This window comes from Pseudomonas sp. NFPP12 (assembly GCF_900103205.1).
Classification (GTDB): Bacteria; Pseudomonadota; Gammaproteobacteria; order Pseudomonadales; family Pseudomonadaceae; genus Aquipseudomonas; species Aquipseudomonas protegens.
This window is the reverse complement of the sequence record NZ_FMWW01000001.1, coordinates 622,589-642,836: the sequence shown is the minus strand read 5'-3', so window position 1 is coordinate 642,836 and position 20,248 is coordinate 622,589. Positions and strand designations below refer to the sequence as shown.

The window sequence follows — 20,248 nt, the reverse complement described above, 5'->3', positions numbered from 1 at the left end:
ATCAGCATTCCCACTCGGAACGGCTGAACAGGTAACCCTTGCCCCACACGGTCTTGATCTTGCGCGCCTCGCCGGCGTGATCATCGAATTTGCGCCGCAGCTTGGAGATCGCCACGTCCACCGAACGATCGGTGCCGTTGAACTCGATGCCCCGCAGGCGCTGCAGGATCTGGTCGCGGCTCAGCACTTCACCGGCGTGCCGGGCCAGCACCACCAGCAGGTTGTACTCGCCGCTGGACAGCTCCACCAACTGCTCGCGCCAGGTCACGGTGCGCTCCGACAGGTCGATGCACAGGTTGCCCATGAGGATCTGGTCGCTGGCGCTCTGCGGCTCGCTGAGGCTGCTGCGGCGCAACAGGGTACGGACCCGGGCCAGTAGCACTCGCGGTTCGCAAGGTTTTGTCACATAGTCGTCGGCGCCCATTTCCAGACCCAGCACCTGATCATGGCTATCATCCCGCGCGGTCAGCATCAGGATCGGCAGGGTCGCCGAGTCGGCGCGCAACAGGCGGCAGACCTGCAGGCCATCCAGGCCCGGCAGCATCAGGTCGAGGATCACCAGGTCCGGGGGGCTGGCCTTGGCCCGCTCCCGCACCTGGTCACCACGGCTGATCACGCTGACCTGATAGCCATTGCGTTCCAGGTAGCTGGCGATCAGTTCGGACAGCGCGGTGTCGTCTTCGACAAGAAGAATATTGGGCATGGAGAGCGATCTTTATTGAAGAAATACAGAATACCGGCGTTCTTTATAAGGCACCGGGCAAAACCAGCAAGGCGCCAAGGATATACAACCCTGGCCGCACCGGTGCGCAGGCTTCACACTTTTTCACACAGCACCTACACAGCTTCACAGCGGGCCTTGACCCATGCCCTTAGCATGCCGAGGTCATTATTGGGGTATCAGCATGTCGAATAAACTCTTTGCGCCATTCTGCCTGGTCGTTCTGGCAGCGGCGCTGAGCGCGTGTGGCAAGACCGAAGGCGAGCAGACACCGCCACCGGCCAAGGTACGAATCGAAACCGTACAGAGCCAGGCCCTGTCCATCACCAGCGAACTGAGCGGGCGCATCGCCGCGCCACGGATCGCCGAAGTCCGCGCCCGGGTGGCCGGGGTGGTGCTGCAACGGACCTTCCGCGAAGGCTCCGACGTCAAGCAGGGCGAGGTCTTGTTCCGCATCGACCCGGCCCCGTTCAAGGCTGACCTGGACAGCGCCCAGGCCAGCTTGCGCAAGGCCGAGGCCACCGCCTTTCAGGCGCAGTTGCAGGAGCAGCGCTATTCCAAGCTCGTCGCCGACCAGGCCATCAGCGGCCAGGAATACGACAATGCCCGGGCTGCGGCACGCCAGGCCAGCGCCGACGTCGCCGCCAACCAGGCCGCCGTGCAGCGGGCCAAGCTCAACCTCGGCTATGCCACCGTCACCGCGCCGATTTCCGGCCGGGTCGGCCGCGCCCTGGTCACCGAAGGCGCCCTGGTGGGCCAGAACGAGACCACGCCGCTGGCGCTGATCCAGCAACTGGACCCGATCCACGCCGACCTGACCCAGTCCACCCGTGAACTCAACGACCTGCGCCGGGCCTTCCGCGCCGGCCAGTTGCAGCAGGTGGGCAAGGACCAGGCCAAGGCGACCCTGATCCAGGACGACGGCAGCCTCTACCCGCTGCCGGGCAAGCTGTTGTTCGCCGATATCAGCGTTGACCCGAGTACCGGGCAGATCATCCTGCGCAGCGAGTTCCCCAACCCGGACCTCGACCTGCTGCCCGGCAGTTTCGTGCGCGTGCGCCTGGAACAGGCAGTCAACCAGCAAGGCATCAGCGTGCCGCAGCGAGCCATCCAGCGCGACAGCGCCGGCATCGCCCAGGTGCTGCTGGTGGATGCGCAAAACAACGTGGTGCAGCACCCGGTGCAACTGGGTGGAGTGCAGAACGATCGCTGGATCGTCACCGAGGGCCTCAAGCCCGGTGACCGGGTGATTGTCGAAGGCCTGCAACACGCCCGCCCCGGCGAGCCGGTGGAAATCGACGCCAGCCCCCTTGCGCACGTCCAGAACCCTGGCCAGTAGGTAGTACACATGCCGCAATTCTTTATTGACCGCCCGGTATTCGCCTGGGTGGTCGCCTTCTTCATCCTGTTGGCCGGCGCCCTGGCGATCCCCCAACTGCCGGTGGCGCAATACCCCACCGTGGCCCCGCCGCAGATCGAGATCTACGCCGCCTACCCGGGCGCCTCGGCACAGACCCTGGACGAATCGGTGGTCAGCCTGATCGAGCAGGAGCTCAACGGTGCCGACCACCTGCTGTACTTCTCGTCCCAGAGCAGCCTCGGCAGCGCCACCATCACCGCCACCTTCCAGCCGGGTACCAACCCGGAACTGGCCCAGGTGGACGTGCAGAACCGTCTCAAGGCGGTGGAGCCGCGCCTGCCCCAGGCGGTGACCCAGCAGGGCCTGCAAGTGGAGAAAGTTTCCGCCGGCTTCCTCTTGCTGATCACCCTGACCTCCAGTGACGGCCGCCTGAACGATGTCGCCCTCAGCGACTACCTGGCGCGCAACGTGATGAACGAGATCCGCCGCCTCGATGGCGTCGGCAAGGCCCAGTTGTACGGTGCCGAGCGGGCCATGCGGATCTGGCTCGACCCGCAGAAACTGATCGGTTTCAACCTGACCCCGGCCGACGTCAACGCCGCGGTGGCGGCGCAGAACGCCCAGGTTCCGGCCGGCAGCATCGGCGACCTGCCCAACCCCGCCAGCCAGGAAATCACCGCGACCATCCTGGTCAAGGGCCAGCTTTCCAGCCCTGAAGAGTTTGCCGATATCGTCCTGCGGGCCAACCCCGACGGCTCCACGGTACGCATCGGCGATGTGGCCCGGGTGGAAGTCGGCAGCCAGGAATACCAGTACGGCACCCGCCTGAACGGCAAGCCGTCCACCGCGGTGGGCGTGCAGTTGTCCCCCGGGGCCAACGCGTTGAATACCGCGACCCTGATCCGCGCCAAGATGGACGAGCTGTCGCGCTATTTCCCGGCCGGCGTGGAATACAAGATCCCCTACGACACCTCGCCCTTCGTCAAGGTCTCGATCACCAAGGTGCTCTACACCCTGGCCGAAGCCATGGTGCTGGTGTTCCTGGTGATGTTCCTGTTCCTGCAGAACATCCGCTACACCCTGATCCCCACCCTGGTGGTGCCCGTGGCCCTGATGGGCACCTTCGCCACCATGCTGGCCCTGGGGTTCTCGATCAACGTGCTGACCATGTTCGGCATGGTGCTGGCCATCGGCATCCTGGTGGACGATGCCATCGTGGTGGTGGAGAACGTCGAGCGGATCATGGCCTCCGAAGGCCTGTCGCCCAAGGAAGCCACGCGCAAGGCGATGCAGCAGATCACCGGGGCCATCATCGGCATCACCCTGGTGCTGGTGGCGGTGTTCATCCCCATGGCCTTCATGCCCGGCTCGGTGGGGGTGATCTACCAGCAGTTCTCGCTGTCCATGGCCACCTCGATCCTGTTCTCGGCGTTCCTCGCCCTGACCCTGACCCCGGCCCTGTGCGCCACCCTGCTCAAGCCCATCGCGGCGGGCGAACACCATGAACGCACGGGGTTCTTCGGCTGGTTCAACCGGCGCTTCGAACGCCTGAGCGACAGCTATCAGGGCGGCGTGACCTATGCCCTCAAGCGTACCGGCCGCTACCTGCTGATCTACCTGGCGCTGCTGGCGATCATGGCGCTGCTGTTCAGCCGCCTGCCCTCCTCCTTCCTGCCCGTGGAGGACCAGGGCTACACCATCACCGACATCCAGCTGCCACCTGGTGCCAGCCAGAACCGCACGATCAAGGTGGTGGAGCAGATCGAAGCGCACAACGCCAGCGAACCGGGAGTCGGCGACAGCACCATCATTCTCGGCTTCAGCTTCTCGGGTAACGGGCAGAACGCCGCGCTGGCCTTCACCACGCTCAAGGACTGGTCGCAACGGGGCAGCGAGGATTCGGCGATGTCCATCGCCGACCGCGCCAACGCCGCCCTTGGCGCGATCAAGGATGCCGTGGTGTACGCCGTGCTGCCGCCGCCGATCGATGGCCTGGGCACCTCCAGCGGCTTCGAGTTCCGCCTGCAGGACCGTGGCGGCGTCGGCCACGCGGCCCTGATGCAGGCCCGGGACGAGCTGCTCAAGGCCACGGAAAAGAGCCCGATCCTGGCCAACGTCCGGGAAAGTGCCCTGGCCGAAGCGCCGCAGGTGCAACTGGAGGTCGACCGCAAGCAGGCCAACGCCCTGGGCGTGTCCTTTGCCGATATCGGCAGCCTGCTGTCCACCGCCCTGGGGTCGTCCTACGTCAACGACTTCCCCAACCAGGGGCGGATGCAGCGGGTGGTGATCCAGGCCGAAGGCGACCAGCGCAGCCAGGTCGAAGACTTGCTGCGCCTGAACGTGCGCAACAGCGCCGGCAAGATGGTGCCGCTGTCGGCCTTCGTCCGCGCCAGCTGGAGCCTGGGCCCGGCGCAACTGACCCGCTACAACGGCTACCCGGCCATTGCCGTCTCCGGCGAGCCGGCCCCTGGCCACAGTACCGGTGAAGCCATGCAGGAAATCGAACGGCTGGTGGCGCAGTTGCCCACCGGGCTGGGCCTGGAATGGACCGGCCTGTCACTCCAGGAACGGCTCTCCGGCAGCCAGGCGCCGATGCTGCTGGGCCTGTCGCTGCTGATCGTGTTCCTGTGCCTGGCGGCGCTCTACGAGAGCTGGTCGATTCCCACTTCGGTGCTGCTGGTGGTGCCCCTGGGGGTACTGGGCGCAGTGCTGGCGGTGAGCCTGCGCGGCATGCCCAACGACGTGTTCTTCAAGGTCGGCCTGATCACCATCATCGGCCTGTCGGCGAAGAACGCGATCCTGATCATCGAGTTCGCCAAGAGCCTGTACGACGAAGGCCATGATCTGATCGATGCCACGGTGCAGGCTGCACGCCTGCGCCTGCGCCCCATCGTCATGACCTCGCTGGCGTTCATCCTCGGCGTGGTGCCCCTGGCCATCGCCACCGGCGCCAGCTCCGCCAGCCAGCAGGCGATCGGTACCGGGGTGATCGGCGGCATGATCACCGCAACCCTGGCAGTGATCTTCGTGCCGGTGTTCTTCGTGGTGGTGATGAAACTGGTGAAACGCGGTTCGTCCAAGGACTGACATCGCTGCATGGGGTCCCGGTTCCGGGGCCCCTTCTTCTCTTGCCCCCTCTTCTCGTCTCAGGCCGCCATGGCCGGGCATACCCGTGCCTGTGGGCAATCCAGGGCGAAAGGCCCGGGAAAGGCCGCAGCGGATTTGCCCGGTGGATTGCCCGCCAGCAACGCCGGAGCCTTGGCCGCCTGGCTGTGATGGGCGATCTGGTGATTGCATTCGATGGCCCGCGCCAATGCTCCGGCCGAACCCTGGCCCAGCCCCAGCAGGCTGGTGCCATTGGTGAAGAACGCGAGGAAGGCGGTGATCATCAGACGGCGCCCTTTCATGGCCGTCTCCCCGCTTCGGCATGGAGTACCGGGCCCTGGCCGCTTGCCGCGCCGGAATCAATCAACGCAGCGCTCGGCAGGCCCGCAGCCAGGCTGGCCCAGAGCATCAGAAGCAGATAAAGCCCCAGCGCCAGGTAGGCGCCGTGCTTGGCGGAACTGAGGATCGAACGGGCCATGGTGATCTCCTGAGGCGTTTTCGTGCCCAGAGGATCTATCAATCAAACGCCAGTAAAAAGACGTTTATATCCATAGCCATCATCAATTTTCTTGATGCTTTAAACTCGCGTCTCAGTCCTGCAACAGGCTGGTCAGACGCTCGCGGGAAGTCTCCGGCTCGCCTTCGACAGGCTGGGCAGAGGACAGGATGGGGGTGGAGTAGAGCAACAGCAGAACCACGGTCAGACGCATCACCATGCTATCGATCCTTGCTCGGGAAAGAGTCAATAATTCAGCGTCAAATTTAAACACATGGCTATATGACACTACCAAGCAAAATTTGCCTGGCGGGAAGAATAAGTCGCAAACAGGTGATGCAGGAGCGACATCACTGCTTCAGTGACTTCGCTCCTGCATACCTTGGGTTTGCTGCTTGCGGGGTGATCCGGAGCGCTCATTGCTGGGCTTTGTGATCCAGGGCGGCGTAGAAGTTGGCGCTTTGTTGCAGGTACTTCTGGGTGTAGGTGTTGGTGCTGGATTTCTTCTGGCTGATTTCCACGCTGGCGCTGGCAGGCAGTGCCACGGTGGCGGAAATGGCGGAGGCTGCGATCACGGAGAAGAGATTGAAGTTCATGGCGGTAACCCTCGTATTCAGTTGGCTTGCTTGCCCGTGTGGGCCGTGAAGCAAACTTACTCCCGAGGGTTGGCGGGAAAAAATTCTTTGCGGCAGTAGCCATTATCAGCGTCGTTAATAGAAGGAGTCAGGCCCCGGATGCCGGGGCCTGCGGTCTATTGACGCACCAGGAATTTGATATCGCTTGGGGAATCGAACGGCAGTTTCTGCACGGTCTTGCCCAGGAAACCGGTCTTGGCGTCGCGCTCGATCACCACGATCTCGTTGCTTTTCTGGTTGCCGATCAGCACATAGCGGTTGCTCGGGTCGAGGCTGAACTCCCGTGGGTGATCACCTTCCACCGAACGCCGCTGGATTTCCTTGAGCTGGCCATTGGCCGGGTCGATGGCAAATACCAGCAACTGGTTGGCGGTGCCCCGGTTGCTGACATACAGGTACTGGCCGTCCTTGGAAGCATGCAAGGCCGCGGCGGCCTTTTTCTCCTTGGAGCCGTTGGCCGCCAGGTCGAGCATCTGACGCTGAGTCAGCTTGCCGTCCTGGTAGTCGAATACCGCCAGTTGAGCGCTCATTTCCATGGTCAGGTAGGCATGCTTGCCATCGGCGCTGAACAGCAGGTGCCGCGGGCCGCTGCCCGGCGGCAGCTGGACGAAGGCCGGATCGGCCGGGCTCAGCGGGTGTTCCGCATTGGCCTTGGGGTCATAGCGATAGACGAAGATCTTGTCCGCACCCAGGTCGTTGGCGAACAGGAACTTGCCGTCCGGGGACGGCACCGACGAATGCACGTGGGCCGATTGCTGGCGCTCGGGGTCGACCCGGCTGGCCGGATGACTGGTGAGCTGCACCACCGGCGACAAATGACCGTCATCGCTGACCGGCACCACCGCCAGGCTGCCGCCCGGATCCACATCCACCGAATAGTTGCTGACGAACAGGTAGTTGCCGTCGGCACTCAGGCTGGAATGGGTGGGCTCGTTACCCTGGCTCTGCACCTGGTTGATCAGGCTCAGTTGATGGGTTTTCGGCGCCAGGCTGTAGCTGCTGACACGACCGATGGGGTCGGCCTGCCCCGGGCTGTTCTCATTCACCGCGAAGACGAACTTGAGGTTCTTGGACAAGGTCAGCCAGGACGGGTTGGAGCTCTTCACCACCTGCAGCGGCTTGGGGTCGATCTGCCCGGTGCGCTCATTGAATTGCAGGCGGTACAGACCCTGGCTCTGGCCCTGGGTATAGGACCCCACCAGCAGCTCATGGGTTTCGGTGGCCGGCGCGGCGTGGACCGCCATGGCACCGACACTGCCGGCCATCAGCAGGGGCCAGAAATTACGCATCTTCATGTTCACCTTCCTCTTCGTCGCGGGCACTGAACGCGCTCATGCACACCAGGCGGTGCTCACCGGAGTCGCCTGCCAGGGTCCAGCTCTGCAAGTCCTGGTCGAAGGTCGCGGCCTGGACCTGGGCCAGGGTAAAGCCCCAGCGCTTGGCCGCGCGGCCGTCCATGCACTCGATCAGCAGGCGCTGCTCGTCGAGGGTGAAATCGAAAGCGTGCAGGCCGTCGATTTCCAGCATGTCGCAGGCTTCAAGGGCGCAGAGCAAGGTGTCGGTAGCAGCGGTCATAGCGATCAGTCATCAGATGGAAAGGCGCAATGATAGCTGATTGGCGTTGCCGGGTTGGGCCAGCATTGCGCCGCGCAAGCGACTGCCCCGGATACATCCTCCGACAGGCGCTGCCGGGGCGGCCCGGTTCTTCAGCACCACCCGCTTTTCCCTCGGAACACCGGGCATGAAAAAGCCGCACCCGAGGGTGCGGCTGAGTACTCATGCAACGGGATCAGTGGGCGAACAGCGAGTTGCCCTTCTGCCCCGCCAGCTTCTCCGGCTTGATCAGGAACCGCGCCAGGGCCGGCAGCAGCCACAGGGCACCGAACATGTTCCACAGCAGCATGAAGGTCAGCATCAGGCCCATGTCGGCCTGGAACTTGATGGCCGAGAAGATCCAGGTGCACACGCCGATGGCCAGGCACAGGCCGGTGAACAGCACGGCCTTGCCGGTGGAGCGCAGGGTCTGGTAGTAGGCCTCCTGCAGCGGCAGGCCGGCCCGCAGGAAGCTCTCCAGGCGGCTGTAGATATAGATGCCGTAGTCCACGCCGATGCCCACCCCCAGCGCCACCACCGGAAGGGTCGCCACCTTGACCCCGATGCCCATGAAGGCCATCAGCGCGTTGCCCAGCACCGACGTCAGCACCAGTGGCAGGACGATGCACAGGGTCGCCGCCCAGGAGCGGAAGGTGATCATGCACATGCCGGCCACGCAGATGTAGACCAGGATCAGGATGGTCAGCTCGGACTCCTTGATCACCTCGTTGGTCGCGGCCTCGATCCCGGCGTTACCGGCGGCGAGGATGAACTCCAGGCCGTCCTTGTTGTGCTGCGTGGCGAACTCCTGCACCGCATGCACCGCGCGATCCAGGGTCGCGGCCTTGTGGTCGTTGAGGAACACCAGCACCGGCGCCAGGGAGCAGTTGTTGTTGTACAGGCCGTCGGCCCGGGCAATGGAGTTGTTCAGCACGTCAGGGTTGCGCGACAGGGTTTCCCACTTCAGGTTGCCCTCGTTCATGCCCTTGATCATCTGCTTGGACACGGTCACCAGGGAAATCGCCGACTGAACGCCCTCGGTGTTCTGCATCTTCCACATCAACTCGTCGATCGGCGCCATGGCCTCATAGCGCGAGCAGCCTTCGGCCGCGGTCTTGACCATCACCACCAGCACGTCGGAGCTGGTGGAGTAATTGCTGATGATGAAGTTGTTGTCCTTGTTGTAGCGCGAATCGGGACGCAGCTCCGGGGCGCCCTGGTCGAGGTCGCCGATCTTCAGGTTCTGGCTGTACCAGAGGCCGCCGGCAAAGGCCACCAGGGCCAGGGCGATGGAAATCGGCGCGACTTTGGGGCTGGCAAAGTTAGACAGCAGGCGCCAGAACGGATGCTCGCGGGAAGCGTCCTTCTTGCTGCGTTCGATGGCGCGCTTACTGATGCCGACGTAGGAAATCGCCACCGGCAGCAGGATCAGGTTGGTGAACACGATCACCGCCACACCGATGGAGGCACCGATAGCCAGCTCGCGGATCACCCCGATATCGATGATCAGCAAGGTGATGAAGCCCACGGCGTCGGCGAGGATCGCGATCATCCCCGGCAGGAACAGCTGGCGGAAGGTGCGCCGCGCCGCGGTCAGGGCATTGTCGGCATCACTGGACTGCAAGGCGATGCCGTTGATCTTCTGCACCCCGTGGGAAATGCCGATGGCGAAGATCAGGAACGGCACCAGCATTGAATACGGGTCCAGGCCAAAACCGAAGGCGTGCATCAGGCCCAGTTGCCAGACCACCGCCACCAGGGTGGTGATCAATACCGCGATGGTGCTGCGGATGCACCAGGTGAACCAGTACAGCAGCACCAGGGTGATGATGAAGGCCACGCCGAAGAACATCACCACCATGATCAGGCCGTCGATCAGGTCGCCGACCTTCTTGGCGAAGCCGACGATGTGGATCTTCACATTGGGGTTCTGCGCCTCGAACTTGTCGCGGATCTTCTCTTCCAACTGGTGGGAGAATTTCTGATAGTCCAGGGCCAGCAGCTTGCCCTGGTCCTGCGGGTCCGGGTAGGACTCCAGCAGCGGGATATCGACGATGCTGGACTTGAAGTCGTTGGCCACCAGACGCCCGACCTGGCCGGACTTGAGCACGTTGTTGCGCAGCTGTTCGAGGCTGTCGGCCGAACCGTTGTAGCTCTGGGGAATCACCTCGCCGCCGGCGAAGCCCTCTTCGGTCACTTCGGTCCAGCGCACGCTGGGGCTCCACAGCGACTTGAGCCCGGAGCGATCGACGCCGGAGATGTAGAACACCTCGTCGTTGATCTGCCGCAGGGTTTCCATGTAGTCCTTGGTGAAGATGTCGCCGTCGCGGGCCTCCACCGAGATGCGCACGGTGTTGCCCAGGTTCGCCAGGTCGTTGCGGTGCTCCATCATCCGCTCGATGAACGGGTGCTTGAGCGGGATCATCTTCTCGAAGCTGGTGGACGGCCGGATCAGGGTCGCCTGCCAGAACAGGAAAGCGCTGACCAGCAAGCAGATGAAGATCACTGCCGGGCGGTTATTGAAAATCAGGCGCTCAAGAAAGTTCGCCTTGTCCTGGTGATGACTGCTCATGGAATTCCCCACCTTCTTATTATGTGCCCGGCTTATTGGCCGAGTTCAGCGCCCGTTGCTGCAGAAACCCGTACACCGCCCTGCCCGGCCAGGATCAGGTCGCCGTTGCCGGCAGCGGTGACCGCCGACAGCGAGATGCGGTCCGCACGGTTGAATACGCTGAAGGTCTGGCCGTGGTCGGTGCTGCGGATCACGCTGCCGCCGTTGCCGACGATCACCAGCGAGCCATCGTCCAGCAAGGTCGCCCCCGACAGGCCGAACTCCAGGGCGCCACGGGCGGCGTTCAACTCCACCTGTTCCCAGGTGCTGCCGAAATCCGTGGAGCGGTAGAGATTGCCGCGCAGGCCATAGACCAGCAGAGTGGCCGGCTGGCCGGTGCCGATCACGCCGAACAAGGAGCCTTCATAGGGGCCTTCGAGGCGCTCCCAGGTCTGCCCGTCATCGGCGGAGCGGAACATGCTGCCCTGCTCACCGACAATGAACAGCCCCGAATCCTTGACCTGGGCAATGGCGTTGAGGTGGAACTGGTCCTCGTTGTCGAGGCGGTCGCTGACGTCCTCCCAATGCTGGCCGCCATCGCTGGTTTCCAGCAGGGCCCCGTAGGCGCCCACGGCGTAGCCGGTCTGGGTGTCCTTGAACCATACATCGAGCAAGGGTGCCTCGCGCTTGAGGTCCTGGAACTGCCGGGTCCAGGTGGCACCGCCGTCGCTGCTGGCCAGGACCTGGGCATCGTGGCCCACCGCCCAGCCGCGCTTATCATCGACGAAGTAAACCGCCGTCAGCAGTTGCCGGGTCGGCACCTTGGCCTGGACCCAGGTCTGGCCCTGGTCGTCGGAATAGAGAATGTGCCCGCGATCGCCCACCGCCACCAGGCGCTTGCCGGCGTGGACCACATCGAGCATCAGGCTTTTCGCCGCCTTGGGCGATTCGATGGAATAGACAGAATCCGCTGCAGTGGCAGCGGCCAGGACTGGCGTCGACAGCGTCACGACGCCCAACAGCGAGAGCGCTGTAGCCAACAGTGCGAACGTGCGCAGCGCCGGCGGGCGGCCAACAACCACACCCATGACAGGCTCACTCATAGACCATTCCCCCATTATTATTGTCAGGTCATTCAACCTCTCAGGGCGCCTTGAGGGGGCTGCGCAGGCCTGGGCGATCATGACGATCGTCCTGGAAACTGCAATCTAGAGCCCCTTCGGCTGCGGGCTATCCTATCGGGCTTTGGAAAGGTCTGACAATCGACGCCACGTTATCTTTTGTTAACCATCAGCCCCTGCCAAAACCCTGCATGATCGGCCATTCGCAAGACTGATGGATGTGTCTAGGCCGCGTCTGCGCGACAGTGGGACAAAGCCTGATCCAGGACAGGGGCCGACACTCCCCGGCCGGGGCTATGATGAGCCGGACAGACTTCAGGACAGAGCCATGATTGCCATACGCGAGGCGTGGAAAGCCGGATTGCTGGGACGTGCGCACTGGGGCCGCAACCTGGTGTCCGGGGTGATTGTCGCAGTGGTGGCGCTGCCCCTGGCCATGGCCTTCGCCATCGCCTCCGGGGTCAAGCCCGAACAGGGCATCTACACCGCCATCGTCGGCGGCCTGCTGGTGTCGCTGTTCGGCGGCAGCCGGGTGCAGATCGCCGGGCCCACCGGGGCCTTTATCGTGATCCTCGCCGGGGTCACCGCCCAATACGGGGTCGGCGGCCTGCAACTGGCGACCCTGATGGCCGGGTTGATCCTGTTCCTGCTGGGCATCAGCCGCCTGGGCGCCCTGATCAAGTTCATCCCGGACCCGGTGATCCTGGGTTTCACCGCCGGTATCGGGGTAATCATCTGGGTCAGCCAGTGGAAGGATTTCTTCGGCCTGCCCGCGGTCAGCGGCGAGCACTTTCATCAGAAACTCTGGCACCTGCTGCAAGCCCTGCCCCAACTGCACCTGACCACCACCCTGCTGGCCCTGCTGAGCCTGGCGCTGCTGCTATGGGTGCCGCGCATCCCCCAGCTCAAGCGTTTGCCGGCCCCCCTGCTGGCCATGACCCTGGCCACGGCCTTGCAGTCGCTGTTCCAGTTCCAGGGCGTGGCCACCATTGGCAGTGCCTTCGGTGGCATTCCCCAGGGCTTGCCGGCGTTGCAGTTTCCAGAGGTCAGCCTGCCGCAGGTCCTGGACCTGATCGGCCCGGCCTTCGCCATCGCCATGCTCGGGGCCATCGAATCGCTGCTGTCGGCGGTGGTGGCCGATGGCATGGCTGGCACCCGCCATGACTCCAACCAGGAACTGATGGGCCAGGGCATCGCCAACCTGGTCACCCCGCTGTTCGGCGGTTTCGCCGCCACCGGCGCCATTGCCCGTACCGCCACCAATATCCGCAACGGCGGCAGCAGCCCGCTGGCCGGTATCGTCCATGCCCTGGTGCTGCTGCTGATCATCCTGTTCCTGGCGCCGCTGGCAGCGAACATTCCGCTGTGCGCCCTGGCGGCGATCCTGTTCGTGGTGGCCTACAACATGAGCGAGCTGCACCACTTCAAGCGCATGCTACAACGGGCCCCCCGGGCCGATGTGGCGATCCTGCTGTGCACCTTTGTGCTGACCGTGTTCAGCGACCTGGTGATCGCGGTGAACATCGGCGTGGTCCTGGCCATGCTGCATTTTCTGCGGCGCATGGCCTCCTCGGTGGAAGTGCAACAGGTGGTGGAACAGGATCTGCAGCAGGAACTGCACCGCAGTGGCCAGCAGCACCTGCCACCGGGCGTGCTGATCTACACCATCGAAGGGCCGTTGTTCTTTGGCGCCGCGGAGACCTTCGAACGGGCCCTGGCCCAGACCCACAGCGACCCGCAGGTGCTGATCATCCGCCTCAAGCATGTGCCGTTCATGGACATTACCGGGCTGCAGACCCTGGAAGAAGTGATAGGCCAGCTGCATAAGCGCGCGATTGTGGTGAAGCTGTGCGAAGCCAACCTCAAGGTGCACGGCAAGCTGGAGCGGGTCGGCATCCTGCACGCCATCGGCGCGCAGAACTATCACCGCGACTTGAGCGAAGCGCTACAGAGCCAAATCCCCCCTGCCTCGCCACCACCGCTCTCGTAGGAGCTGGCTTGCCAGCGAAGGGATGCCGAGGGCGGTACAAGGCTTGAGGGCCTCTTCGCCGGCAAGCCGGCTCCTACGGGGGATATGCGGTGGTTTGGGTCCGTAGGAGCTGGCTTGCCAGCGAAGGCGATGCCGGGGGCGATACAAGCCTCAGGCGAGGCTTTTGCTCACCACCTCGAACACATCGCTGGACAGCTCGCCGGAGGTGCGGATGCGCTCCAGTTCGCCTTTCATCAGTGCCTGGCGGGCACTGTCGTATTTGCGCCAGCGGGTCAGCGGCGCCAGTTGCCGCGAGGCAATCTGCGGGTTGAAGCCGTTGAGCTGGATCACCAGGTCCGCCAGGAAGCGATAGCCCGAACCATCGGCGGCGTGGAAGTTGATCAGGTTCTGCCCGGCAAACGCCCCCACCAGCGCCCGCACCTTGTTCGGGTTCTTGATGTTGAACGCCGGGTGCTGCATCAGTGCCTTGACCCGCTCCAGGCCACCAGGCAACGGGCTGCCGGCCTGCACGCTGAACCATTGGTCCATGACCAGGGCGTTGTCCTTGAAGTTCTCGGCGAATACTTCTAGGGCCTTGGCCTTCTCGGCCTCGAACGGCGAGTTGACCAGGACCGCCAGGGCGGTCAGGCGCTCGGTCATGTTGTCGGCGCTGTCGAACTGTTCGATGGCCGCAGCCAGTACCTCGGGCTTGTGGGTCAGCATCAGGTACGACAGGGCGATGTTCTGCAGCGCGCGACGGGCAAAATGCTCGGACTCGGCCACATAGGCGGTGGCCTTGGACACCTGCCGATTGGCCTGATAGCGCTTCCACAGGGCATCGAACAGACTGTCAGCCAGTTGCTGACGGGCAAACTCGCGAGCCGCGTGGATCGCCTCGACATCCGCCACTTCGCTGATCTCGGTGAGGTAGGCCTCGCCCGGCAGGGACAGCATTTCGGCGACCATGGCCTGATCCAGGCTGTCATCGGCGAGCACAGTGCCCAGGGCAGCCACCAGACGTTCGTCCATCACCAGCGCCCGGCCCTGTTGGTGCTGGGCGATCAGTTCCTGCAACACCTGCACCGATAATTGCTGGCCGGCGTCCCAGCGGTTGAAACCGTCGCTGTCGTGCTGCATGAGGAACATCAGCTGGTCACGGTTGTAGGGGAAGCTCAGCTTCACCGGAGCCGAGAACCCCCGCAGCAGCGAGGGCAGCGGATGTTCGGCGATGTCGACGAAGGTAAAGGTCTGCTCGGCCTCGGTCACCGACAACACGCGGGACGAGCCCTGGGCGGCGGCTTCACCAGCCAGGCGCAAGGCCATGTCGGCACCGGTGCTATCGAGCAGGCCCAGGGCCACCGGAATCACGAACGGCAGTTTCTCGACCTTGTCCGGGGTTTGCGGGCAGCTCTGGCGGAAGGTCAGGCTGTAGGTTTTCGCCGCTGCGTCGTAGGACTCGCTGACCGCCAGCCGCGGCGTACCGGCCTGGCTGTACCAGCGCTTGAACTGGGTCAGATCGACGCCGTTGGCGTCTTCCATGGCCTTGACGAAGTCGTCGCAGGTCACGGCCTGGCCGTCATGGCGCTCAAAGTACAGGTCGCTGCCCTTGCGGAAGCCTTCGGCGCCGAGCAAGGTGTGGATCATGCCGACAACTTCCGAACCCTTTTCGTACACGGTCAGGGTGTAGAAGTTGGAGATCTCGATAAAGCTTTCCGGACGCACGGCGTGGGCCATGGGGCCGGCGTCTTCGGCGAACTGGTGGGTCCGCAGGTACGCCACGTCCTGGATGCGCTTGACCGTGGCCGAGTTCATGTCCGCGGAGAAACCGGCGTCGCGGAACACTGTGAAGCCTTCCTTGAGCGACAGCTGGAACCAGTCGCGGCAGGTCACCCGGTTGCCCGACCAGTTATGGAAGTATTCGTGGGCAACGATGGCCTCGACCCGCTGGTGCGCGGCGTCGGTAGCGGTTTCGGCACGGGCCAGCACGGCGCTGGAGTTGAAGATGTTCAGGCCCTTGTTTTCCATGGCGCCCATGTTGAAGTCGTTGACCGCGACGATCATGAAGATGTCCAGGTCGTACTCGCGGCCATAGGTCTCTTCGTCCCAGCGCATGGACTTCTTGAGGCTGTTCATCGCGTGCTGGCACTTGTCGATGTTTTCCGGCTCGACATAGATGCGCAGCGCCACGTCGCGACCGCTCTGGGTGCGGAAGCTGTCTTCCACGCACCACAGGTCTCCGGCCACCAGGGCGAACAGGTAGGCCGGTTTCATGAACGGGTCTTCCCAGGTCGCCCAGTGCCGGCCGTCTTCTCCCGGGCCGCTGGCGATCGGGTTGCCGTTGGACAGCAGCACCGGGTAGCTGTGCTGCTCGGCGACCACGGTGGTGGTGAACTTGCTCATCACGTCCGGGCGGTCGAGGTAATAGGTGATCTTGCGAAAGCCCTCGGCCTCGCACTGGGTGCAGAACATGCCGCTGGACTTGTACAGGCCTTCCAGGGCGGTGTTGCTTTCCGGGTGGATCTTCACGCTGGTGTCCAGGGTGAAACTGGCGCTGGTCGGGTGCAGGGTCAGGTGGCTGTCGTCCAGCTGGTAGTCGCTGGCACTCAGGGCCTGATCGGACAGGCTCACCGACAGCAGTTCCAGTTGCTGGCCGTCCAGCACCAGGGGCGGCAGGCCGGCGCCCCGGGCCGGGTTGCGACGCATCACCAGCTGCGCATGGACCAGGCTGTGGTCCTCGAACAACTCGAAGGTCAGGTGGGTCTCGTCGATCAGGTACTCGGGGGCCTGATAGTCCTTCAGGTAGATCATCTTCGGTTGGTCGGTGCGCATGGCGAATTCCTTCTACTGATGCACGGCGAGCTGGTACGCCGTGTATTTGCGAATGTTGATCACGCCGGTGTCGAAGATCAGGTACTGGCCCTTGATCCCCAGCAACGTGCCTTCGGCGATCGGATTCTTGTCCAGGTTGAAGCTGACGATCTTGGTCGGGTACTCCACGACCGGATAGCGGATTTCCAGAGGCTCGATATCGGTCACCGGCTGGATCGCCTGCAGGCCGAAACGCTCCTGCAGGGCCAACAGGCCCTCGGCGCAGGCGGCGAACAGCTGCTCGCGCACTGCCACCAGGTCCACCGCCTGGGCATCACCCTTGAGCAAGGCGCGCCAGTTGGTCTTGTCGGCCACCTGGGAACGGAACAGGTCTTCGACGAAGCCCGATTGCTGGCGGGTCGCCACGCGCATGATCGGCAGCGCCTGGCTGGCCCCCTGGTCGAGCCAGCGGGTCGGCAGTTGGGTGGCGCGGGTGATGCCGACCTTGATCCCCGACGAGTTGGCCAGGTAGACCACGTGGTCGGTCATGCAGAACTGCTCGCCCCATGACGGATCGCGGCAAGTACCGGCGTCGTAGTGGCAGCGTTCCGGGCTCATGATGCAGATATCGCACTGGGCCAGCTTGGTCATGCACGGGTAGCAGTAGCCCTGGCTGAAGCTGGTCTTGGTCTTGCGCCCGCAATGGCTGCAGTGGATCGCACCCAGGTATTCCAGGCGCAGCGTGGTGCCGATCAAGGGGTTGACCGGTACCTCGCTGTCGCCCAGGCGAAAAGCGTATTCAACGTTCGACCCGTCAAGGCGCGCCGACATTTTACTGATGGAACCGCGGCCAATCTCGATCAATGGATGGCATCCGACTTGAACAGGATGTTCGGCACCGGCGCCGACTTCGAGGCGCATTCCTGCGGGCCCATGTAGCCGGTACGTTGATCCTCGGGCAGATTCTGCATTTCCCAGGCGATCATCGCCTGCAGGGACAGTTCACGCTGTTCGGCGGTGAGCTTGCGGCCATCGGACCATTTGCCGATCTCTACCGCCAGTTTCAGGCTCTGGTAGATCTCGGGGGTGATGTTTTCGATCATTTCAACAAAGGACGACATACAAGACTCCAGCGTTTAAAGGGCCCGTCGGCGGCTGTACAAGCCGCCCAACAGGCCGGTGAGGCATCCGATAAGCAACCCGCCAACGTGGGCGGCGTTGGCGATTTCACCGAAACCGATCATCGAGACCAGCCCGGACAGGCACAGCAGCAGCCACACCAGCATCATCACCAGCACGCCCCGGGGCAGGCGGTAGATGGGGTTGGGGGCCAGCAATTGATAGATCCAGCAATGCCCGAGCAGGCCGTAGAGCACCCCGGACAGGCCGCCGAACAGGGTCGGCCCGCTGAAGTAGTACTGCGCGTAATTCGACACCAGGCTGAACAGCAGGGTCAGGCCCAGCAGGTTGATGCCGCCCTGGCGCATTTCGATGCGCCGCCCCAGCTCCCAGTACCACATGCCGTTCATGGCGATATGCAGGAAGCCGAAGTGGATCAGCATCGGCGTCACCAGGCGCCACCACTGCCCCGCTGCCAGGCTGTCGGCCAGGGAGCTGAACTGGATGTAGTCGCCAACCACGCGGAACTCGAGGAAGGTGAACCAGCTCAGGGTCTGCAGGTTGTCGCCGAGCAAGGTGATACCGCATACCGCCAGGCTCAAGAGCAGGATCAGCGCGGTGACCGGGCTGCTGCGCAGTTGCTGGACGAAGCCGGGGCGCGCCGGGGCACCGGCCTGGGGAATGTCCAGCTGCTGCTCGGGGTCGCCCTGGGGAAAGCGCTGGTACAGGCCACGCACGTCCTCGCTGATGGATTCCGGCACCCAGAGCACCTGCTCCCCCGCCTCCTCGCTGACCCGGTGAGGCACCTGCATGCGTTGCAGCAGCTTGACGAAGCCGCTCAGGTCCGTCGCCAGGGGCAGGCGCAATACCGCTACCGCACTCATCGCACTACCTCGGGCCGTTCAACGTCGACCCAGACAAATTTATTCGGATCCAGGCGGGTTTCCTGGTCCAGCCGATACGCGGCGAGCTTGCCGTAGAGCACCGCGCTGTAGTCCAGGCACGCCAGGTTGGGACGGATCGGCGCCGGCTTGCCGCTGCGCCAGTAGTGCCCGACGAACAGCATCGGTTCCTCGGCGCCATAACGCAGCAGGCTGTTCTTCTCGGCCGGGGACAACGGCGTGCGGGCCACAGGCTCGGGCAAGGCGTCGGGCTGGAACACGATGTCGCCGTAGGTCTGCGGGTCGTCTTCCCAGAACTTGGTACGGAAGAAGGCGCGGGTCAGGCCGTCGCCGCTGGTCATGGTCAGGCCATGGGGCAGGCGCATGTCGGTGCCCCGCAGCAGGCGGTCGAAGGCGGTACAGGCAAAGCTGTCGGGAACGGCCGCGGACTGCAGGAACTCGCGGTCGATGCAGCCGTTGGGGTACTGCTGGCGCAGCGGCGCGATCAGGCCGGCATCCCAGCAGGCGTGCACCACGCGAAAGCGCCCGGCATCGACGAACAGCGGCAACTCATAGAACCACTGCAGGAAATCGTGCCAGTCACCCGGGTGCTGTTCGAACTGGGTCAGGGTCTCGTGGATCAGCCGGGCATGGCGCGGGGTGTGCTCGCGCACGAACTGCTTGCCGCTGCCTTCGGCCGCCGGAGTGCTCCAGCCCAGGGCATTGAACTCGTGGTTGCCCATGATGCACAGGGCCTGACCGGCCTCGACCATGTCGTGGACGATGTGCAGGGACTCACGGATACGCGGGCCGCGGTCGATGATATCGCCGAGGAACACTGCCATGCGCGACGGGTGCCGCCAGACGCCGGCCTGCTTGTGATAACCGAGCCGATCCAGCAAGTGCTCCAGGGTCAGGGCGCAACCGTGCACGTCACCGATCAGGTCGTAGCTACGCGCGGGATCGAGCATCAGTCGCCTCCACCGCCCAGCCGGCTGCCCCAGCCGAGTTTGGTCCGGCAGACCTCGTAGTAGTTGTGGTCCAGCGGGTGGATCAGGCGCAGTTTCTGCGCCTTCTTGCTGACCGTGATGGTGTCGCCCGGGGCACAGGTGAAATGGTTCTGCCCGTCACAGGAAACTTGCGGATAGATCTGCATATCTTTGGACACGACGATTTTCAGCTCGCTGTTGCCATCGACCACGATCGGTCTTCCCGACAAGGTATGGGGGTACATCGGCACAATCACAATGGCATCCAGCTTGGGATGCATGATCGGCCCGCCGGCGGACAGGGCGTAGGCCGTGGAACCGGTGGGCGTGGCGACGATCAGGCCGTCGGCCTTCTGGCTGCAGACGAACTGGCCGTCGATGTAGATCTCGAACTCGATCATCCGCGTCGACTTGCCCGGGTGCAGCACCACATCGTTCAGCGCATCGCCCTGGCCGATGGCCTCGGCATGGCGGCGCACCTCGGCCTGCAGCAGGAAGCGGTTCTCTACCAGGTAGTGGCCGTCCAGCACCTCGGCGACCTTGACTTCCAGCTCGTCGGGGCGGATGTCGGTGAGAAAGCCCAGGCTGCCGCGGTTGATCCCCAGCACCGGGATGTTGTGCCGCGCCAGGGCCCGGGCGGCGCCCAGCAGGCTGCCGTCGCCACCGACCACGATGACCATGTCGCAGACCTCGCCCAGCAACTTGCGCGAGGAAGTCTGCAGGCCGTGGCCGGGCAGCACTTCGGCGATGGTGTCCTCAAGGATCACGTGCAGGTGCCGCGCCAGCAGAAACTTTTTCAGTCGGCGAACTGTGTCCAGCACCTGGGAACTGCCCAGGCGACCGATAATGCCGATATTGCGAAATTGCTCCATGGGGCTCCTGCGGGGTTCGGGTACGGGC

Annotated in this window: 18 protein-coding genes; 3 read left to right on the top strand and 15 right to left on the bottom strand. The window is 63.9% G+C overall.

Annotated elements, in window-relative coordinates; genetic code table 11:
- Position 1 precedes the first annotated feature (1 nt).
- Positions 2-703: a response regulator gene (locus tag BLS75_RS02845; RefSeq protein ID WP_011061552.1), complete on the bottom strand. Its 702-nt coding sequence runs from the start codon at positions 701-703 to the stop codon at positions 2-4.
- Between the two features lie 202 nt (positions 704-905).
- Between BLS75_RS02845 and BLS75_RS02840 the strand changes: the two genes are divergently transcribed.
- Together BLS75_RS02840 and BLS75_RS02835 are read left to right on the top strand one after the other, a co-directional pair.
- Entirely contained in the window at positions 906-2,060 is a 1,155-nt protein-coding gene (locus BLS75_RS02840; RefSeq protein WP_011061553.1) for an efflux RND transporter periplasmic adaptor subunit, read from the top strand.
- Positions 2,061-2,069: 9 nt separating this feature from the next.
- Entirely contained in the window at positions 2,070-5,168 is a 3,099-nt protein-coding gene (locus BLS75_RS02835; RefSeq protein ID WP_015635799.1) for an efflux RND transporter permease subunit, read from the top strand.
- Positions 5,169-5,227: 59 nt separating this feature from the next.
- Here the strand turns inward: BLS75_RS02835 and BLS75_RS02830 are convergent, their stop codons facing one another.
- The 8 genes from BLS75_RS02830 to BLS75_RS02800 all read right to left on the bottom strand — a co-directional run bounded on the left by BLS75_RS02830 (position 5,228) and on the right by BLS75_RS02800 (position 11,564).
- Entirely contained in the window at positions 5,228-5,488 is a 261-nt protein-coding gene (locus BLS75_RS02830) for a hypothetical protein (protein WP_041118453.1), read from the bottom strand.
- The gene (locus BLS75_RS02825; RefSeq protein WP_041118455.1) at positions 5,485-5,664 is read right to left on the bottom strand and encodes a hypothetical protein; all 180 of its coding nucleotides are present in this window, start codon (positions 5,662-5,664) and stop codon (positions 5,485-5,487) included. The genes BLS75_RS02830 and BLS75_RS02825 overlap by 4 nt, the downstream gene beginning before the upstream one ends.
- A gap of 112 nt (positions 5,665-5,776) precedes the next feature.
- A complete protein-coding gene (locus BLS75_RS32705; RefSeq protein WP_015635802.1) occupies positions 5,777-5,902 on the bottom strand; it encodes a hypothetical protein in 126 nt (41 codons plus the stop codon).
- A gap of 196 nt (positions 5,903-6,098) precedes the next feature.
- The gene (locus tag BLS75_RS02820) at positions 6,099-6,278 is read right to left on the bottom strand and encodes a hypothetical protein (RefSeq protein WP_015635803.1); all 180 of its coding nucleotides are present in this window, start codon (positions 6,276-6,278) and stop codon (positions 6,099-6,101) included.
- 155 nt (positions 6,279-6,433) lie between these two features.
- Positions 6,434-7,612, bottom strand: a complete 1,179-nt coding sequence (locus BLS75_RS02815; RefSeq protein WP_072450210.1) for a lactonase family protein — start codon at positions 7,610-7,612, stop codon at positions 6,434-6,436.
- The gene (locus BLS75_RS02810) at positions 7,599-7,892 is read right to left on the bottom strand and encodes a DUF5629 family protein (protein WP_072450209.1); all 294 of its coding nucleotides are present in this window, start codon (positions 7,890-7,892) and stop codon (positions 7,599-7,601) included. Before BLS75_RS02810 ends, BLS75_RS02815 begins: the two co-directional genes overlap by 14 nt.
- Before the next feature lie 214 nt (positions 7,893-8,106).
- On the bottom strand, positions 8,107-10,482 hold the full coding sequence (locus BLS75_RS02805) for an efflux RND transporter permease subunit (protein ID WP_011061561.1): 2,376 nt from the start codon (positions 10,480-10,482) through the stop codon (positions 8,107-8,109).
- Between the two features lie 32 nt (positions 10,483-10,514).
- A complete protein-coding gene (locus BLS75_RS02800; protein ID WP_011061562.1) occupies positions 10,515-11,564 on the bottom strand; it encodes a WD40/YVTN/BNR-like repeat-containing protein in 1,050 nt (349 codons plus the stop codon).
- Positions 11,565-11,910: 346 nt separating this feature from the next.
- Between BLS75_RS02800 and BLS75_RS02795 the strand changes: the two genes are divergently transcribed.
- Positions 11,911-13,572: a SulP family inorganic anion transporter gene (locus BLS75_RS02795; protein WP_072450208.1), complete on the top strand. Its 1,662-nt coding sequence runs from the start codon at positions 11,911-11,913 to the stop codon at positions 13,570-13,572.
- 150 nt (positions 13,573-13,722) lie between these two features.
- Here the strand turns inward: BLS75_RS02795 and pepN are convergent, their stop codons facing one another.
- The 6 genes from pepN to BLS75_RS02765 are packed head-to-tail and all read right to left on the bottom strand — an operon-like array spanning position 13,723 to position 20,220.
- On the bottom strand, positions 13,723-16,380 hold the full coding sequence (gene pepN, locus BLS75_RS02790; protein WP_072450207.1) for an aminopeptidase N: 2,658 nt from the start codon (positions 16,378-16,380) through the stop codon (positions 13,723-13,725).
- Between the two features lie 12 nt (positions 16,381-16,392).
- The gene (locus tag BLS75_RS02785; protein ID WP_041118465.1) at positions 16,393-17,223 is read right to left on the bottom strand and encodes a DUF2797 domain-containing protein; all 831 of its coding nucleotides are present in this window, start codon (positions 17,221-17,223) and stop codon (positions 16,393-16,395) included.
- Positions 17,220-17,480, bottom strand: coding sequence for a YeaC family protein (locus BLS75_RS02780; protein WP_011061566.1), 261 nt, complete (start codon positions 17,478-17,480; stop codon positions 17,220-17,222). The genes BLS75_RS02785 and BLS75_RS02780 overlap by 4 nt, the downstream gene beginning before the upstream one ends.
- 15 nt (positions 17,481-17,495) lie before the next feature.
- Positions 17,496-18,362 carry a rhomboid family intramembrane serine protease gene (locus tag BLS75_RS02775; protein ID WP_072450206.1) on the bottom strand — a complete coding sequence of 289 codons (867 nt, stop codon included), beginning with the start codon at positions 18,360-18,362 and terminating at the stop codon, positions 17,496-17,498.
- Positions 18,359-19,333: a metallophosphoesterase gene (locus tag BLS75_RS02770; RefSeq protein ID WP_169891843.1), complete on the bottom strand. Its 975-nt coding sequence runs from the start codon at positions 19,331-19,333 to the stop codon at positions 18,359-18,361. Before BLS75_RS02770 ends, BLS75_RS02775 begins: the two co-directional genes overlap by 4 nt.
- Entirely contained in the window at positions 19,330-20,220 is an 891-nt protein-coding gene (locus BLS75_RS02765; protein ID WP_007920913.1) for an NAD(+) kinase, read from the bottom strand. Before BLS75_RS02765 ends, BLS75_RS02770 begins: the two co-directional genes overlap by 4 nt.
- Positions 20,221-20,248: the final 28 nt, after the last annotated feature.

Coding starts and splice junctions, on each gene's coding strand:
- BLS75_RS02845 (WP_011061552.1), bottom strand. CDS start 703: ATGCCCAATATTCTTCTTGTCGAAGACGACACCGCGCTGTCCGAACTG.
- BLS75_RS02840 (WP_011061553.1), top strand. CDS start 906: ATGTCGAATAAACTCTTTGCGCCATTCTGCCTGGTCGTTCTGGCAGCG.
- BLS75_RS02835 (WP_015635799.1), top strand. CDS start 2,070: ATGCCGCAATTCTTTATTGACCGCCCGGTATTCGCCTGGGTGGTCGCC.
- BLS75_RS02830 (WP_041118453.1), bottom strand. CDS start 5,488: ATGAAAGGGCGCCGTCTGATGATCACCGCCTTCCTCGCGTTCTTCACC.
- BLS75_RS02825 (WP_041118455.1), bottom strand. CDS start 5,664: ATGGCCCGTTCGATCCTCAGTTCCGCCAAGCACGGCGCCTACCTGGCG.
- BLS75_RS32705 (WP_015635802.1), bottom strand. CDS start 5,902: ATGGTGATGCGTCTGACCGTGGTTCTGCTGTTGCTCTACTCCACCCCC.
- BLS75_RS02820 (WP_015635803.1), bottom strand. CDS start 6,278: ATGAACTTCAATCTCTTCTCCGTGATCGCAGCCTCCGCCATTTCCGCC.
- BLS75_RS02815 (WP_072450210.1), bottom strand. CDS start 7,612: ATGAAGATGCGTAATTTCTGGCCCCTGCTGATGGCCGGCAGTGTCGGT.
- BLS75_RS02810 (WP_072450209.1), bottom strand. CDS start 7,892: ATGACCGCTGCTACCGACACCTTGCTCTGCGCCCTTGAAGCCTGCGAC.
- BLS75_RS02805 (WP_011061561.1), bottom strand. CDS start 10,482: ATGAGCAGTCATCACCAGGACAAGGCGAACTTTCTTGAGCGCCTGATT.
- BLS75_RS02800 (WP_011061562.1), bottom strand. CDS start 11,564: ATGAGTGAGCCTGTCATGGGTGTGGTTGTTGGCCGCCCGCCGGCGCTG.
- BLS75_RS02795 (WP_072450208.1), top strand. CDS start 11,911: ATGATTGCCATACGCGAGGCGTGGAAAGCCGGATTGCTGGGACGTGCG.
- pepN (WP_072450207.1), bottom strand. CDS start 16,380: ATGCGCACCGACCAACCGAAGATGATCTACCTGAAGGACTATCAGGCC.
- BLS75_RS02780 (WP_011061566.1), bottom strand. CDS start 17,480: ATGTCGTCCTTTGTTGAAATGATCGAAAACATCACCCCCGAGATCTAC.
- BLS75_RS02775 (WP_072450206.1), bottom strand. CDS start 18,362: ATGAGTGCGGTAGCGGTATTGCGCCTGCCCCTGGCGACGGACCTGAGC.
- BLS75_RS02765 (WP_007920913.1), bottom strand. CDS start 20,220: ATGGAGCAATTTCGCAATATCGGCATTATCGGTCGCCTGGGCAGTTCC.